The sequence below is a fragment of the Mesorhizobium sp. PL10 genome, assembly GCF_053714315.1.
The window spans coordinates 214365-229152 of the sequence record NZ_JBSKBR010000006.1 but is presented as its reverse complement, the minus strand read 5'-3'; the positions used below and the strand labels follow the sequence as shown (position 1 = coordinate 229152).

Annotated in this window: 18 protein-coding genes; 13 read left to right on the top strand and 5 right to left on the bottom strand. The window is 63.0% G+C overall.

What is annotated here, in order from left to right:
* The first annotated feature begins 63 nt into the window (after positions 1–63).
* Both hfq and hflX read left to right on the top strand, forming a co-directional pair.
* Positions 64–309, top strand: coding sequence for an RNA chaperone Hfq (gene hfq, locus ACWGTO_RS12490; RefSeq protein WP_006202172.1), 246 nt, complete (start codon positions 64–66; stop codon positions 307–309).
* On the top strand, positions 310–1701 hold the full coding sequence (hflX, locus tag ACWGTO_RS12485; protein ID WP_454575158.1) for a GTPase HflX: 1392 nt from the start codon (positions 310–312) through the stop codon (positions 1699–1701).
* A gap of 6 nt (positions 1702–1707) precedes the next feature.
* Here hflX and mazG read toward each other — a convergent pair whose 3' ends face one another.
* On the bottom strand, positions 1708–2532 hold the full coding sequence (gene mazG / locus ACWGTO_RS12480; protein ID WP_454575157.1) for a nucleoside triphosphate pyrophosphohydrolase: 825 nt from the start codon (positions 2530–2532) through the stop codon (positions 1708–1710).
* An 81-nt stretch (positions 2533–2613) separates the two neighbouring features.
* Positions 2614–3798: an amino acid aminotransferase gene (locus tag ACWGTO_RS12475; RefSeq protein WP_454575156.1), complete on the bottom strand. Its 1185-nt coding sequence runs from the start codon at positions 3796–3798 to the stop codon at positions 2614–2616.
* A 194-nt stretch (positions 3799–3992) separates the two neighbouring features.
* Here ACWGTO_RS12475 and ACWGTO_RS12470 point away from each other — a divergent pair, with 194 nt between their 5' ends.
* Together ACWGTO_RS12470 and phnX are read left to right on the top strand one after the other, a co-directional pair.
* Positions 3993–5150 (top strand): TIGR03364 family FAD-dependent oxidoreductase, encoded by a 1158-nt coding sequence (locus ACWGTO_RS12470; protein WP_454575155.1) that lies wholly within the window; start codon positions 3993–3995, stop codon positions 5148–5150.
* A complete protein-coding gene (gene phnX, locus ACWGTO_RS12465; RefSeq protein ID WP_454575154.1) occupies positions 5150–5962 on the top strand; it encodes a phosphonoacetaldehyde hydrolase in 813 nt (270 codons plus the stop codon). Before ACWGTO_RS12470 ends, phnX begins: the two co-directional genes overlap by 1 nt.
* A 20-nt stretch (positions 5963–5982) precedes the next feature.
* Here phnX and ACWGTO_RS12460 read toward each other — a convergent pair whose 3' ends face one another.
* Positions 5983–6414 (bottom strand): DUF3592 domain-containing protein, encoded by a 432-nt coding sequence (locus ACWGTO_RS12460; protein WP_454575153.1) that lies wholly within the window; start codon positions 6412–6414, stop codon positions 5983–5985.
* 180 nt (positions 6415–6594) lie between these two features.
* Here ACWGTO_RS12460 and ACWGTO_RS12455 point away from each other — a divergent pair, with 180 nt between their 5' ends.
* From ACWGTO_RS12455 to ACWGTO_RS12430, 6 genes are all read left to right on the top strand, one after another.
* Positions 6595–7116 carry a sigma-70 family RNA polymerase sigma factor gene (locus ACWGTO_RS12455; protein ID WP_454575152.1) on the top strand — a complete coding sequence of 174 codons (522 nt, stop codon included), beginning with the start codon at positions 6595–6597 and terminating at the stop codon, positions 7114–7116.
* The gene (locus ACWGTO_RS12450) at positions 7113–7889 is read left to right on the top strand and encodes an anti-sigma factor family protein (protein WP_454575151.1); all 777 of its coding nucleotides are present in this window, start codon (positions 7113–7115) and stop codon (positions 7887–7889) included. The genes ACWGTO_RS12455 and ACWGTO_RS12450 overlap by 4 nt, the downstream gene beginning before the upstream one ends.
* Positions 7890–7913: 24 nt before the next feature.
* Positions 7914–8630 (top strand): Bax inhibitor-1/YccA family protein, encoded by a 717-nt coding sequence (locus ACWGTO_RS12445; protein WP_454575150.1) that lies wholly within the window; start codon positions 7914–7916, stop codon positions 8628–8630.
* Between the two features lie 172 nt (positions 8631–8802).
* Positions 8803–9672: an aldose 1-epimerase family protein gene (locus ACWGTO_RS12440; protein WP_454575149.1), complete on the top strand. Its 870-nt coding sequence runs from the start codon at positions 8803–8805 to the stop codon at positions 9670–9672.
* 114 nt (positions 9673–9786) lie between these two features.
* Positions 9787–10560, top strand: a complete 774-nt coding sequence (locus ACWGTO_RS12435; RefSeq protein ID WP_454575226.1) for a DUF2066 domain-containing protein — start codon at positions 9787–9789, stop codon at positions 10558–10560.
* 19 nt (positions 10561–10579) lie between these two features.
* Entirely contained in the window at positions 10580–10984 is a 405-nt protein-coding gene (locus ACWGTO_RS12430; RefSeq protein ID WP_454575148.1) for a hypothetical protein, read from the top strand.
* A gap of 18 nt (positions 10985–11002) precedes the next feature.
* On the opposite strand, the gene ACWGTO_RS12425 is transcribed toward ACWGTO_RS12430, so the two are convergent.
* Positions 11003–11692, bottom strand: coding sequence for a TetR/AcrR family transcriptional regulator (locus ACWGTO_RS12425; protein ID WP_454575147.1), 690 nt, complete (start codon positions 11690–11692; stop codon positions 11003–11005).
* Positions 11693–11886: 194 nt separating this feature from the next.
* Between ACWGTO_RS12425 and ACWGTO_RS12420 the strand changes: the two genes are divergently transcribed.
* The 3 genes from ACWGTO_RS12420 (at position 11887) to ACWGTO_RS12410 (ending at position 13955) form a co-directional block, all read left to right on the top strand.
* Positions 11887–12369: a RidA family protein gene (locus ACWGTO_RS12420; protein ID WP_454575146.1), complete on the top strand. Its 483-nt coding sequence runs from the start codon at positions 11887–11889 to the stop codon at positions 12367–12369.
* 120 nt (positions 12370–12489) lie between these two features.
* Positions 12490–12909 carry a VOC family protein gene (locus tag ACWGTO_RS12415; protein WP_454575145.1) on the top strand — a complete coding sequence of 140 codons (420 nt, stop codon included), beginning with the start codon at positions 12490–12492 and terminating at the stop codon, positions 12907–12909.
* A 281-nt stretch (positions 12910–13190) separates the two neighbouring features.
* Positions 13191–13955, top strand: a complete 765-nt coding sequence (locus ACWGTO_RS12410; RefSeq protein ID WP_454575144.1) for a GNAT family N-acetyltransferase — start codon at positions 13191–13193, stop codon at positions 13953–13955.
* A 13-nt stretch (positions 13956–13968) separates the two neighbouring features.
* On the opposite strand, the gene ACWGTO_RS12405 is transcribed toward ACWGTO_RS12410, so the two are convergent.
* Positions 13969–14787, bottom strand: a complete 819-nt coding sequence (locus tag ACWGTO_RS12405) for an MBL fold metallo-hydrolase (protein ID WP_454575143.1) — start codon at positions 14785–14787, stop codon at positions 13969–13971.
* Position 14788 lies beyond the last annotated feature (1 nt).

Below are 14788 nucleotides of genomic sequence, written 5' to 3'. Positions count from 1 at the left end.
ATGTGCCCGCTAATTTGGCGCATTAGCCTGCAAACCGAAGGGGATCGGCGAAAGACAAAAACAATGGCGGAACGATCGCAAAACCTTCAGGACCTGTTCCTGAATTCAGTTCGCAAGAGCAAAAATCCACTCACCATCTTTCTCATCAACGGTGTCAAGCTGACCGGCGTGGTCACTTCCTTCGACAATTTCTGTGTTCTGCTGCGCCGCGACGGCCACTCCCAGCTCGTCTACAAGCATGCCATTTCCACGATCATGCCGAGCCAGCCGGTTCAGATGTTCGATGGCGAGGAAAGCCAGGGCGCCTGATTGGCACGTGAGAAAGACGCGGACCGCAGCGTCCGCGGGAAACCAGCGCATCACCCCGGGACGGAAGCCAAAGGTCCGACCCGGGCGGTTGTCATTGTGCCGGTGCTTACCCGGCATCAGCGCAGCGATGACGAGACGAACCGTCCAAGGCTAACGCGATCGGCCGAGGCCCGCCACGACGAGGCGGTCGGCCTTGCCCGCGCAATCGACCTCGACCTGATTCATACGGCGGTGGTGACCGTCAACGATCCACGCCCGGCAACCTTGCTCGGCAGCGGCAAGGTCGCGGAGTTCGCGGAAATCGTGAAAGAAGGGCACGCGGAGGTGGTCATCGTCGACCATCCGCTGACGCCGGTGCAGCAGCGCAATCTCGAGAAGGAATTCAACGCCAAGGTGCTCGACCGCACCGGGCTGATCCTGGAAATCTTCGGCGAGCGCGCGCGGACCAAGGAAGGCACGCTGCAGGTCGAGCTTGCCCATCTCAACTATCAGAAGGGTCGCCTGGTGCGGAGCTGGACCCACCTTGAACGCCAGCGCGGCGGCGCCGGCTTCCTCGGCGGCCCCGGCGAAACGCAGATCGAGTCGGACCGGCGGCAGCTGCAGGAAAAGATCATCAAGCTCAAACACGAGCTGGAAACGGTGCGCCGCACCCGCGACCTGCACCGCGCCAAGCGCAAGAAGGTGCCGTTCCCGGTGGTGGCGATCGTCGGCTATACCAATGCCGGCAAGTCGACGCTGTTCAACCGGCTGACCGGGGCAGACGTGCTGGCTGAAGACATGCTGTTTGCTACGCTCGACCCGACGCTGCGCCGCGTGCGCCTGCCGCACGGCACGCCGATCATCCTGTCGGATACGGTCGGCTTCATTTCGGATTTGCCGACGCATCTGGTCGCCGCCTTCCGCGCCACGCTGGAAGAGGTGGTCGAGGCGGACCTGGTTATCCATCTGCGTGATATCTCGGATCCGGACACGGCTGCCCAGGCCGAGGACGTTGAGCGCATCCTGGCCGATCTTGGCGTCGATGCGGGCGACGCCAAGCGTGTTGTCGAGGTGTGGAACAAGGTCGACCTGCTCGACGACGGCAACCGGGAGCGCCTGCTTGCCAATGGCGCCGACGGCAACAAGGCCCCGCCGATCGCCATCTCAGCCGTCACCGGCGAAGGCATCGATGCGCTGAAGGCGCTGATCGAGACCAGGATGTCGGGCGAACTGGAGGAACTGACGGTGACGATCGAACCGGCGCAGTTTGGCCTCGTCGACTGGCTCTACCGCAATGGCGACATCGTTTCGCGGACAGACAATGACGATGGCAGCGCCACCATCGCGCTCAAGGCAACGCACAGCGCCCGGCAAGAGATCGAAAGCCGATTGCACCGCAAAAACAGAGCGTAAGCCTGCTTAAGTCTTGCCCTTGGCCTGCTGCCAGAGCGCTTCCATTTCGTCCAGCGTGGCTTTTTCCAGCGTGCTTCCCGACGCATCGATTGCGCGCTCGACATAGTGAAAGCGCGAGCGGAACTTTTCGTTGGTGCCGCTGAGTGCCGCTTCTGAATCGAGTTTGAGGTGACGTCCCAGATTGACGACGGCAAACAGCATGTCGCCGAACTCGTCCTTGATCTCGACCGTTTCGCCCTTGGCCAGCGCCTCGCGCAACTCGCCGATCTCTTCCTCGATCTTGTCGAGGATGGGGGCTGCCTCGCTCCAGTCGAAGCCGACCCGCGCCGCCTTCTCCTGCAGTTTCAGCGCGCGCGTCAAGGCGGGCAGGGCGACCGGCACGCTGTCCAGAAACCCTTTTCCATTGTCTTCCGGGTCGAGGCCGCGGGCCAGCCGCGCGCTTCGCTTTTCCGCCTTCTCCTGCGCCTTGATCTTTTCCCACATGCCCTTGGCCATGCCGGCGCTGCGCGCGTCTTCGTCGCCGAAGACATGCGGATGGCGGCGGATCATTTTGGTGGTGATGGCCTCAACCACATCGCCAAAGGCGAAGTCGCCGGCCTCCTCAGCCATCTGCGCGTGGTAGACGACCTGCAGCAGGAGATCGCCGAGCTCGTCGCGCAGGTCGTCGAGGTCGCCGCGCGCAATGGCGTCCGCCACCTCATAGGCTTCCTCGATCGTATAGGGCGCGATGGTCGAGAAATCCTGCTCGATGTCCCAGGGACAGCCGGTCTTCGGCGCCCTGAGCGCGGCCATGATCTCGATCAGCCGGGAAATGTCCTTGGATGGGGTCATGCGGCGAATGCTATCCCGCTGCCTCTGTCGCGGCCAACGCTGTCAGCCGGCGGCCCGATCTTGTCCACAGCTGAAGCCGTATCAGTCGAGCACCGAGACAACAGCCTTGGCGAGATCGTCCATGCCGTCTTCGGGCAGGCCGGCGACGTTGATGCGGCTGTCGCCGACCATGTAGACGCCGTACTCGGCCCGAAGCCGCTCGACCTGCGCTTCGGACAGGCCAAGCCTTGAAAACATGCCGCGATGGCTGGCGATGAAATCGAAGCGGTCGGAATTGGATTGCCGCCGCAACGCGTCGGCGAACTGGACGCGAAGTCTCAGCATGCGCAGTCGCATCTCCTCGAGTTCCGCCTCCCAATCGGCGCGAAGGCCATCGTCTTCCAGCACCATGCGCACCGCGGCGGCGCCATGGTCCGGCGGCATCGAATACATGGCGCGCGCCGCCGCCAGCATCTGGCTCATCGCCACATCGGCCTCAGCGCTGTTCCTCGCCATGATCATCGCCGCGCCGACGCGGTCACGGTAGACGGCAAAGTTCTTCGAACAGCTCGAGGCAACGACCATTTCGGGAACCTTTGCCGCCAGCAGGCGCAAGCCGGCGGCGTCGGCGTCGAGGCCTTCGCCAAAGCCCTGATAGGCAATGTCGACGAACGGCAACAACCCGCGCTCGGCGACGAGATCGGTGACCTTCGCCCATTGCGCGGCATCGAGATTGGCGCCGGTCGGGTTGTGACAGCAGCCGTGCAGCAGCACGATGTCGCCGCCCTCGGCTGTACCCAGCGCTGCCAGCATGTCGTCGAAGCGCACAGCGCCCGAAGTTGCGTCGAAATAGGGATAGTCGCGCACTTTGAGGCCAGCGCCGCGCATCACCGGCGGGTGGTTCGGCCATGTCGGGTCCGACAGCCAGACGGTTGCGTCCGGGCGGGTCCGCTTAAGCAGCTCCGCCACCAGCCGCAGCGCGCCGGAACCGCCCGGCGCTTGCGCCGCGCGGATGCGCGTCATGTCGGCAGCCGGACCGAAGGCCAGCTTGACCATCGCGATGTTGAAGCCGGTGTCACCCGGAAGCCCGAGATAGGTCTTGGTGTCCTGAGCCTGCAGCAGCCGCTTCTCGGCCTCGCGCAGAGCGCGCATGACCGGCGTCCTGCCGTCGCGGTCCTTGTAGACGCCGACGCCGAGGTCGATCTTGCCGGGCCGCGGATCGGCACGGTAGGCGCCGATCAGAGCGATGATCTTGTCGGCGGGAGCAGGCTGCAGTGTTTCGAACATGGAGAGCGGTTTCCGGTGGCGGCGGAGTGATACGCAAATCGGCCGTGCTTCGCCAGCGCTTTCATGTGCGCCAGGCGGAAAGCCCTGCCAGGACCAATGTCGAGGCCGAAGCCCGGCCTACACGTTCCTGTCACATCGGCGTAGTTTGAATAGGTTTGCCGGGATACGACAAGAGCGGTGGCGAAAGGATAATAATGAGCCAGCAAGACAAGTTCGACCTCGCCATTGTCGGCGCCGGCATTGTCGGTCTTGCGCATGCACTCGCTGCCGTCCGCCGCGGCCTTTCCGTCGTCGTCGTCGACCGCGACGCGCAGGCCAACGGCGCCTCGGTGCGCAATTTCGGCTTTGTCACGGTGAGTGGCCAGGAACGCGGCCAGGTGTGGCGACGTGCCATGCGCTCCCGCGACATCTGGCTGGAAGTGGCCGGGCCGGCCGGTATCGAGGTCATCCAGCGCGGCACGGTCGTTGTCGCGCGTCGCACCGAGGCACGCAGCGTGGTCGAGGCATTCCTGCGGACCGAGATGGGCGAGGAATGTTCGCTGCTCGAACCGGACGACCTGCGCCCCCAGTATCCGCAGCTTGCCGGGCAGGATTTCGCCGGCGCCCTTTGGAGCCCCCACGAGGTGCGCGTGGAATCGCGTGAGGCAATTCCGCGCCTTGCTGCTTTCCTTGCCGAACAGCACGGCGTCGAGTTCCGGCGCGAAACGGCGGTGCGCGGGATCGACCCGCCTGCCATCGAGACCAGCCGCGGCACAGTTCGCGCGGACAAGGTGGTTGTCTGCCCCGGCGACGATTTGGCAACGCTCTATCCCGAACGCATCGCGCTTTACGGCGTGAAGCGCTGCAAACTGCAGATGATGCGCCTTGCCGATCCCGGCTTCCGGCTTCCGGCCCCGATGATGTCGGATCTCGGGCTTGCCCGTTACGCCGGCTACGCCGCCTTGCCGGAAGCTGTGGCCTTGCGGCGTCGGCTTGAGAGCGATCAACGCCATGCGCTGGACAATGGCGTGCATCTGATCGTGGTGCAGAGCGCCGACGGGACGCTGGTGGTCGGCGATTCGCACCATTACGCGGCGACGCCCGACCCGTTCGCCTCGGAGCGGGTCGACGAAATCATCCTGGAGGAATTCAGCGCCGTCTTCGGCGGTACGCCGCCGCGCGTGCTGGAACGCTGGACCGGCATCTATGCCTCGGCGGCCGACCGCACGATGTTCGCCGACGCGCCGCAGGAGAATGTGCGACTGGTGATGATCACCAGCGGCACTGGCGCCTCAACTTCGTTCGCAATCGCGGAAGAGGTGATCGACGAACTCTTCGGTTCAACTACGGCAGACGCCAGAAAGATCGCCTGATGACCCCCCAGCACCTGCTTCGCGCCGTCGTTTTCGACTGGGCCGGTACTGTTGTCGATCACGGCTCGCTGGCGCCGATGGGCGTCTTCGTCGAAGCGTTCCAGGAATTCGGCGTTGCCATCAGCATCGAAGAGGCGCGCGGACCGATGGGCATGGCCAAGCGCCCGCACATTGCCGCGCTGATGGCGCTGCCGAGAATCTCGACCGCCTGGATAAGGCAGCATGGGCACGCACCGACCGAAGCCGATATCGACGCCGTTTACGATGTCTTCGTGCCGAAGAACCGGGCGGTGGCAGCTCGCTTTTCCGATGTCATTCCCGGCGTCGCCGACGTGGTCGCCACGTTGCGCGCACACGGCCTCAAGATCGGCTCGACCACCGGCTACACGCGCGACATCATGGCCGAAATCCTGCCGGGTGCGGCAGTGCATGGTTTTGCGCCGGATTGCCTGGTCTGCACCGGCGACACGCCGGATGGCAGGCCGACGCCGTTCATGCTGTGGAAGGCGCTGACCGAGCTTGGCGTCTATCCGCCATGGCTCAGCGTCAAGGTCGACGACACCGAGGTCGGCATTTTAGAAGGCATCAATGCCGGCGCCTGGACGGTCGGCGTGTCGGTCACCGGCAATGTCTTCGGCCACTCGCTGGCCGAAACGCAGGCACTGGCGCCGGACCTGTTTCGCACCAAGCGCGCCGAGGCAACGGCCAAGCTCAGCGCTGCCGGCGCGCACTATGTCGTCAACGGCGTTGCTGATCTGTTGCCGGTCATTGCGATGATCGAAGGCAGGCTGCGGCGCGGCGAGCGGCCCTGAGCAGGGCCATTCCGAGGCGGTCAGTGGGTCGTGATGACCCGCCGCATAAGCGCCCTTCCAAGCACGGTGAGCACGATGCCGACCAGCAGGAAGAAACCGCCCAGCATGCCCGCCAACCCGGCAAGGAACCAGCGTCCGGCAAAGCTGTCGATGGAGGCATTTTGCGGATTGGTTGGGTCGTAGGCGACAGGGACGCTGTCGCCATCGCCCCAGAACGAGCTGTGGACGGCATTGTTAAAACGGATGACGGTGCCGTCGGCTGTCGAGAACTCGATGAGGGGATTGTATTCGGCGGCGACAATCTTGCCTGTCGCCGAAGCGGTGCGAGGGCCATACATCTCGACGATGGCTAGCACGCCGGAGACGATCAGTCCGACAATGCCAAGAAACATGAACACTCTGCCGACGATCGGCAGCGCCGCGGCACCCGTCACCCGATCCCCGCCGACCATCTTTTGCTCCTTGGAAAGACGGAAAGGCTAAGCCATCAGCATGAAGCAAACATCTGCCGCGCGGGAGATGGGCGGTTGCGAAGTGCACTTCTGACGGCATGGACGCGCACGCAGCAGAAAGTTTGGCGTGCGAGGGATTAAAATCCCCACATGCTCCGTAAACAGGGCATGAAACGGTCGATGCCACGCTTCGATATAGTTGGACAATTGGGTTCGTTGCGGCGCTACGCTCGCTCGCTGACGCGCGACAGCACCGATGCCGAGGATCTGGTGCACGATGCGCTGGTGCGCGCCTATGAGCGGCGCGGCACGTTCCGGTCCGGCGGCAATCTGCGGGCATGGCTGCTGTCGATCGTCCACAACGCTTTCATCGATAAAATGCGATCGCGCCGTTCGGAAGCGGCGCGTGTCGAACAGGCCGGCTATCTCACTGATGCCAGCACGCCGCCGCCGCAGGAACATTCCGTGCGTCTGGCGCAGGTGCGCGAAGCCTTTTTCAGCCTGCCGGAAGAGCAGCGTTCGGCGCTGCATCTGGTCGCCATAGAGGGCCTCTCGTACCAGGAGGCTGCCGACGCCAGCGGGGTGCCGCTGGGAACACTGATGTCGCGCATCGGCAGGGCGCGTGCCGCGCTGCGCTCGATGGAAAGTGCAGCCTTCTCGCCGGCCAAAAACCATCTGAGGATCGTGGGAGACCCGTCATGACCGATCTGTTGCGGGACCCGGTGACCGAAGCCGATCTCGACGCCTATGTCGACGACCAACTGGATGTCACGCGCCGCATTGAGGTCGAAGCGTTTCTGTCGGCGCGTCCTGAAGCCGCGGCGCGGGTGATGTCCGACTTGAGGACGCGCGACGAGCTGCGCCTGGCGCTGGCTGCTTCCACCGGGATGGCGCGGCCGGCCACGACTGAAGTCGCACGCCGGCTGGGCAGGGGGCTGGCCAGTCGCCGTGTCTTCGCCGTGCTGCAGCGGGCGGCCGCGGTCGCCGTCTTTGTCGCCGCCGGCTGGCTGGCGAACGGCCTCTTCGGACCGCTGCTGGTGACCAAGGTGGTGGCTTCGCCGCCGCCGCCCGCCTATGTCGAAGAAGCGATCCGGGCGCACAAGACGACGCTCATGCGCGAGGCCATGCCCTCGCAGCTCGAGGCGCCGAACTACAATGCCGATGAAATTCGCGCCGCGACCGCCATCGTCATGCCGTCACTGCCCAAAGACTGGACGATCCGCGACGTGCAGATCTACCCGTCGCGCTTCGGGCCGAGCGTCGAGGTGGCGCTGGAGACGAAGGATATGGGGCTGGTCTCGCTGTTTGCGATCCGGCCGGGAACGTTCGACGTGGTCAAGCCGGCAATAGCGCCCTCGGGCGAAATTTCCTCGGCCTATTTCCAGATCGGCGAGGTCGCTTACGCGGTCGTTGCGCGCAGCGACGTCCACGACCTCGACCGTGCCGCCGAAACACTCGCCAAAACGCTTTACTGATTTAGACCCCAAAGGAGAACCCGCATGAACACCCCCGACCTCGGATACCGCATGGGCGCTGGCGCCCGCGCCGGCGCCGTCTATGACGAAGGCCTGCGCAGCCACATGCTGCGTGTCTACAACTACATGGGTATCGGCCTTGTCGTGACCGGCCTCGTCGCCATGTTTGTGGCCTCGACGCCGGCGCTTTACGTGCCGATCTTCTCCAGCCCGCTGAAATGGGTGGTGATGCTGGCGCCGCTCGGCTTCGTCCTGTTGTTCTCGTTCAAGATGCAGACCATGTCGGCGGCGAGTGCCCAGACGATGTTCTGGGCCTTCTGCGCGGTGATGGGCCTGTCTCTGGCTTCGGTGTTCCTTGTCTTCACCGGCACCAGCATCGCGCGCACCTTCTTCATCACCGCCACCATGTTCGGCGCGACCAGCCTTTACGGCTACACGACCAAGCGCGACCTGACGCAGTTTTCGTCGTTTCTGATCATGGGCCTGCTCGGCGTGGTGATCGCCAGCGTCGTCAACATCTTCCTCGGCTCGACCGCGCTGCAGTTCGCCATTTCGGTGATCGGCATCGCCGTGTTTGTCGGCCTGACCGCCTGGGACACGCAGACGATCAAGGAACAGTATGCGGAGAATTTCGACGCTGAATCGCAGCAGAAGCTCGCCGTCTTCGGCGCACTGTCGCTCTACCTGAACTTCGTCAACATCTTCCAGCTGTTGCTGAATTTCACGGGCGAACGCGAATAGTCGAACCGTAGCAGGCAACAATCTCGATCTTGCAGTGGCCGGGGACACCTCCGGCCACTGTTGTTTTTGCCATAGTTCATTTCCCAGGCTCCGTGAGCGGTGTCTTGCCGCCTTTGAGTCCACGCGGGCTTTTGCTAACCTCCCGCTCGCACGCAGCTTTCCGCGAGGACGCATGGAACAAGTGACGCTTCACGGCGACAGGATTTCGGCGACCATTGTCGGGCAGGGGGCTGAACTGGTTTCTCTGCGCAACGCCGAGGGTATCGAGTTTTTGTGGCAGGCCGGACCTGAATGGCGGCGGCATTCGCCGGTGCTGTTTCCGATCGTCGGTCGGCTGAAGGGCGACCAGCTGCGCCACCGTGGCCAGGCCTATCCGCTGACGCAGCACGGCTTTGCTCGCGACAAGCCGTTTGTGTGGGCTGAGACGACCACCCGATCCTGCACGCTGGTGTTGACCGACGACGCCGACACCCGCGCGCGCTATCCCTTCGCGTTTCGCCTGGCGGTCACCTACACGCTGGAACGGCGGCAGCTCGATATCTCCTTCGATATCACCAACACCGGCGACGAGATGCTGCCTGCCTCGATCGGAGCGCATCCGGCATTCAACTGGCCGTTGCTGCCGGGCCTCGCCAAGACCGATTACCAGCTGACCTTTGCTGCTGACGAGCCGGCGCCGATCCGTCGGCTGAAGGACGGCCTGGTGCTTGCTGCGCCGCAGCCGACGCCTATCGAAGGCAAAACGCTGGTGCTGTCGGAACGGTTGTTCGACGCGGACGCCGTGATCCTCGACCGGCCGGCCAGTAAGAGCGTTCGTTATGCCGCCACGCACGGTCCGGCGATCGAAATGGCTTGGCAGGGTTTCAAGGAACTGGGTGTCTGGTCGAAACCCGGCGGCGCGCCGTTCCTGTGCATCGAACCCTGGCATGGCCTCGCCAGCCCCGTCGATTTCGACGGCGAGTTCGCCGACAAGCCTGGGGTGATGCTGATCGCGCCCGGTGAAAAGCGCGCGGTGAGCTATCAGGTAAAGCTGACATCCTAACTGATGCTGCGCTCTTCAGGTGCTTGAATTTCCCTGAAATGACCGGGAATATGGATCCGTCGGATGTTCCGGACCGTTCGGGAGGGTCGATGGGTGCCTGGATGCTTGAAAATCGTGGCAGCGATGCTGGCGGCGCTGATTGCCTTTCCGGTCGCTGCCGCTGATCTCGACCGCACCAGTCTCTACCGTGCGCAATCGGTGACCAGCGGCACTGGTGACGAGAATCGGGCGTGGGGTCTGGCGCCGTGCCTTGAAGAAGTTCTGGTCAAGGTTTCCGGCGACCCGCGGCTGATTGGCGATCCGCGCGTTGCGGAGATGAGCCGGCATGCAGCCGACTATGCCACTGATATCAGCTACCGCGACCTGCTCAACAACCGCCCGCCGCATGACGAGCAGGGCACTCACGACCGGCCGCAATACATCACCGCCGATTTCGATCCGGACAAGATCGATGCCTTGCTGGCATCGCTGGGACGTAAGCCATGGCTGTTGCCACGACCCGCAATCGTCGCGTTGCTCGAGGTAAAGCCGATGAAGGGGAACGGCTTCACGGTGGTGCGCGATGGCGGCGACAAGCTTGAGGCGGATATGCGTGTTGCGTTGGCGGACGCCGCGCACCGGACCGGTTTGCTGCTGGAGCTCCCCAAACCGCAGGACGTCGCGCTTGCCGATGTAGCCAACACCTTGGCCGGCGATGCTCTGCTTTCCGGCACTTTGGCATGGCGCCAGGAAGCGCTGGGTTGGATTGGCGACTGGCGGCTTGGCTTGAGGGGCAAGGAATATCGCTGGCAGGTGCGTGGCGTCAGCTTCGACGATGCGTTCCGCAATGCTGCGCGAGGAACGTTGCAGATCCTGTCGGGCAACGGACAGCCGGACACGCCGCACTGATCCAGGCGTTTTCCTGGGTGTGAAGGGCGCCCATTGCGGGCATAAGTCAGCCGGTGAACGTTTGGTTCTGGCATTGCCTTCTGGAGGAATAATGCGGCCAAAATTCTCCTCGCGGGCAGGGTTCCTTGTCGGCCTCGGCATCACTCCCATTGCTTTCTTCCTGGCACTCTATTCGGCCGGCTCAGGGCATGGAGACTATGTGTTGGCGCGGCTTCTCTATCCGATTCCCATGCTGGCAACCCTTTTGACCAACACAACCATCACCGGCCTTTCCATCGGATTGGCGGCGCTGCAGATTCCTGCCTATGGGGCATTTGTTGGTCAGGCGGGCGCAGGCCGCTTGAGATGGCTGGCCCTTGGCGTCTTCCATGGTGTCGCAATCCTAGCCGCCTTCAGCGGGGCCCTGGCGAGTTTTTCGGGATGAAAACTTCGCGACAACCGCTTATCTCGGAGAAAGCCCATCGAGCAGGAAGCCGAGGCCTTTGCGGAAGGCGCCATCCCAGTCATCGTCCAACAGCAGGCGGGAGCGCCCGATTGTCGGGTAGGGGCCGCTAAGACGCTCAAGGCGCTGCTGCGCGGCGGCCCTGTCTACGTCAGAGACATCGAAGCTCGCCCGGGTGATGGTGGCGCCCATCACATAGTTCCAGAGCGACCATATCGCCGCGTTCAGGTCGGCGTCCGCGACGCCGGCCCTGGACAAGGTCTTGCTCATGAGTTCCAGGCGACCGAGGATGTTCTGGCCGAGCGCCCGGCGCGGCAACAGCGATGTCGACCAAGGATGGAGGAGCATGCTGGCCCGCCAGTCGTCGAGCATATGAATGACTTCCGCGCGCCAATCTTGAGGCGTGTCCAACTGCTGCAAGGCGCGATAATCAAGCACCGAATCGAGCGCCAGATCCAGGACGTCGTCTTTGTTGTCGACGTGCCAATACAGGCTCATCACGCCTGCCCCGAGGCGGTCGGCCAGCCGACGCATCGTCAACCCGTCGAGCCCCTGAGCGTCCAGCAATTCCACCGCGGTCGCCACGATACGGTCCCGGGAAAGAGGCGGTTCGCTGGTCGACTCCTGCACGGGCCTGGGCCTGGTCTGTTCCGGTCGTTCGCTTCGGGCGCCTTCGCGTTTGGCTGCCATCTGTCGTCCTCGCTGACTGAGCGTCGATTTTGGCAGGCAGCGTCAGGAATGTCGACGCTCACCGCTTGACTGGTACGTTGTACCATAGCATGTCTCGTACATCGTATGAGTCATGTCATGGCTGATATGGCCAAAGTTCAAATCATGCGGCCGCAAGGGACGTCGCTCGCGGTCCGCGCAGCCAAGAGAAAATCATGTCACGCGCAATCAGGCATCTGCTTATCGGAGGGCTAATCATCATGAATATATCAATTCCCGCAGCGACGACGGCCACTGAGAACAAGCTGACCATCGTCAATCCGCAAACCCTCTACGACCCGTCCCCGAACGGTTACAGCACGGCAGTGATCACGCCGCCCGGAGCCCGGGTGGCGTATATTTCCGGGCAGGGCGGCCAGGACGCCACGGGAGGCTTGTCGCCCGACTTCGCTGTCCAGGTGAAACAGGCATATGCGAATTTACGCGCCGCGCTTGAGGATATCGGTGCGAAACCCGATCAGGTCGCCAAGCTTACGGTGTTCGTGGTCGACCACGACATGTCCAAGCTCGCCGTGCTGACCCAGAACGTCAAGGAGATGTTCGGCGACGCGCTGCCGGCACAAACCCTGGTTCCCGTTCCCAAACTTGCGATCGACCCGATGCTGTTCGAGGTTGATGCCGTGGTCTTGCTTGACTAGCGGGCCGGCCATATAGCGGGCAATCGGGGGGCCACTTTGAGGGCATCCTTTGGAACGCTGTCGGCAAATCATGCGTTGTATCGCAACCATAGGATGGTGACCATCCAGGGAGAGTTCCCAATGAATGTGATGGCGCAGCTTGAGTTCAATGGCGATTGCCGGCAGGCATTCGAGAAATATGCGGAACTCCTGGGAGGCGAGATCAGGGTTATGAATGCCCATGGCGATACTGAGGACATAGCTCTGCCGCCAGGATCAACTCGTGGGGCGCCCGACATGATCCGGTTCGCTGACCTTCAGATCGGAGATGACCATCTGTTGGGCAACGATTTGCCCGCCAACGAATATAGACTACCAAGGGGGTTTAATATCGCATTGCACGTCAAAGGCGTCGAGAAAGCTCGACGCCTTTTCAATGGGCTGGCAGATGGTGGAAAGATCGCCACGCCGCTTGCAAAAGTCGAGTGGGCCGAATTGTTTGGTTTGGTCACCGATCGCTTTGGTGTGCCGTGGCTGGTTCTCGCGTTCAACGATAGCTGAGACGACGCCAAACTCGCCGTTGCCAGCCTCGCCAACTTTTCTTCCCACCGAGCAATCCACAGCCGCGGCCGTATCTCGCTCAGCAGGGCGTATTTCGGGGCCGGGTCTGATGCCACCAACGGAAACAGGAAGCCACATACAAAAGTCGCATAAGATAGATTATGGAACTTATGTGTTGAGCGGTAGCCGGGAATTGCTGCTGATTTTCATAGGCTTGGCGCGATCGATGCGTGTTGCCTTGAGCTTAAGACCAACGATACGCTGCGTGAATGACGACAGCAATGCGTGAGATCGAAGCGGCGATCGAAGTGTTCGTGCACGGCTACAGCAGCGACAAGAGCCGCACCTTTCCATATGAGGCCAGCCGCGTTGGACCCTTGTGGTTGATGCGCGATGCCGAGCGAAAGAATGCGCGCGACTATCGCAACGAAGAATGGGTCGTCCATGACGTCGCGGCCGAGGAAGCTGATGCGATCGTGCGGAAGCACGCGCGGTCAAGCTTTGCTGTTTCGGTCGCGATCGCCAACGGCGAACCGGATCAGCCGGTGCGGACCGCCTACAAGGCTCTCGGTTACCGGCTGCTGCGAACGGAAGGTTTTTTCGTCCAGCCATTGCGTCAGATCCCGGATCCGCCGGCGGCCGCCTTGCCAGAGGTCGTGTCGATTGAGCGCGTGCAGACAGTCGAGCGTGCGGCGCAACTGGCGGAGATCATTCGCAGGCGGCCGATCGCGGCCGATCTGCTCGGCGACGGTGCGCCGTTGCGCCAATATGTGGCGCTCGATGGCGGCACCATCGTTGGACGCGTGCGCAGCATAGACGCTGTCGGCGCCACCTGGTGCGCGGCCATGTATGTCGAGCCTTCGCACCGGCGTCGCGGCATCGGCCAGGCACTGATGTCCAAAATGCTGCAGGACGACCGGGCTCGTGGGGCGCGATGCTCGATGCTGTTGGCGACGCATGCCGGAGCGCTGCTTTATCCCCGCATGGGCTATGAGCGGATTGGAACGCTGCTGATCTTCGGACCAAAGAGCCGAATGCCCTCATGAAAAGCCGTTCACATCACGCTGATTCATAAGGGATTTCGATCACCATGCCATCATAGGCCGGGGTGATACTGGCCGGCACCTCGGCCTTGACCGTGGCATAGTCGAGCGGCACATGCATATGCGTCAGCACGGCCTGTTTCGGGGTCAGTTTTTCAATCCAGCCAAGCGCCTGACCGAGCGACAAATGGCTGGGGTGAGTGTTGTACTGCAAGGCATCGATGACCAGCATCTCCAGGCCGCGCAACCGGTCGGCGGTGGCGTCGGGAAAGTCGCTGATATCAGGGCAATAGGCCAGCCCGCCGATGCGGAAACCAAGCGAAATGATGTCGCCGTGGATCTGCGGCAGCGGCTCAAGGGTGAGGGCTCCGCCCTCACCTTCGATCGTTACCGGCCTGGCGTGATCGATGATGTGCGGCCTGACGATCGGCGGATAGGAGCTGCCCAGCGGCGTCTCGAAGCAATAGCCGAACGCTTCGCGCAGCCTAAGCATCGTCGGCTGGTCGGCATGGACATCGATCAGATGGCGTTGTTCGAGCACGTAGCCGCGCAGATCGTCGATGCCGTGGATGTGGTCGGCATGCGGATGCGTATAGACGACGGCGTCGATGCGCCGGACCGCCGCCATCAGCATCTGCTCGCGAAAATCCGGCCCGGTGTCGATGACGACCGTCGTTCTGGAGCCGTTGGCCGCAATTCGCTCGACCAGGGCTGCCGTGCGCATTCGCCGGTTTTTCGGATTGGCCGGATCGCAATTGCCCCAGTCGCCGGTGATGCGGGGCGTGCCGGGCGACGAGCCGCAGCCGAGGATGGTGAGGCGCAGCCGGTCGCCCATG

Excerpts from the sequence above, each read along its gene's own strand:
- ACWGTO_RS12455 (WP_454575152.1), top strand. The coding sequence starts at position 6,595 with ATGCCACGCTTCGATATAGTTGGACAATTGGGTTCGTTGCGGCGCTAC.
- ACWGTO_RS12450 (WP_454575151.1), top strand. The coding sequence starts at position 7,113 with ATGACCGATCTGTTGCGGGACCCGGTGACCGAAGCCGATCTCGACGCC.
- ACWGTO_RS12460 (WP_454575153.1), bottom strand. The coding sequence starts at position 6,414 with ATGGTCGGCGGGGATCGGGTGACGGGTGCCGCGGCGCTGCCGATCGTC.
- ACWGTO_RS12405 (WP_454575143.1), bottom strand. The coding sequence starts at position 14,787 with ATGGGCGACCGGCTGCGCCTCACCATCCTCGGCTGCGGCTCGTCGCCC.
- ACWGTO_RS12420 (WP_454575146.1), top strand. The coding sequence starts at position 11,887 with ATGTCACGCGCAATCAGGCATCTGCTTATCGGAGGGCTAATCATCATG.
- ACWGTO_RS12410 (WP_454575144.1), top strand. The coding sequence starts at position 13,191 with ATGCGTGAGATCGAAGCGGCGATCGAAGTGTTCGTGCACGGCTACAGC.
- hfq (WP_006202172.1), top strand. The coding sequence starts at position 64 with ATGGCGGAACGATCGCAAAACCTTCAGGACCTGTTCCTGAATTCAGTT.
- mazG (WP_454575157.1), bottom strand. The coding sequence starts at position 2,532 with ATGACCCCATCCAAGGACATTTCCCGGCTGATCGAGATCATGGCCGCG.
- ACWGTO_RS12445 (WP_454575150.1), top strand. The coding sequence starts at position 7,914 with ATGAACACCCCCGACCTCGGATACCGCATGGGCGCTGGCGCCCGCGCC.
- ACWGTO_RS12470 (WP_454575155.1), top strand. The coding sequence starts at position 3,993 with ATGAGCCAGCAAGACAAGTTCGACCTCGCCATTGTCGGCGCCGGCATT.
- phnX (WP_454575154.1), top strand. The coding sequence starts at position 5,150 with ATGACCCCCCAGCACCTGCTTCGCGCCGTCGTTTTCGACTGGGCCGGT.
- ACWGTO_RS12440 (WP_454575149.1), top strand. The coding sequence starts at position 8,803 with ATGGAACAAGTGACGCTTCACGGCGACAGGATTTCGGCGACCATTGTC.
- ACWGTO_RS12475 (WP_454575156.1), bottom strand. The coding sequence starts at position 3,798 with ATGTTCGAAACACTGCAGCCTGCTCCCGCCGACAAGATCATCGCTCTG.
- ACWGTO_RS12415 (WP_454575145.1), top strand. The coding sequence starts at position 12,490 with ATGAATGTGATGGCGCAGCTTGAGTTCAATGGCGATTGCCGGCAGGCA.
- ACWGTO_RS12425 (WP_454575147.1), bottom strand. The coding sequence starts at position 11,692 with ATGGCAGCCAAACGCGAAGGCGCCCGAAGCGAACGACCGGAACAGACC.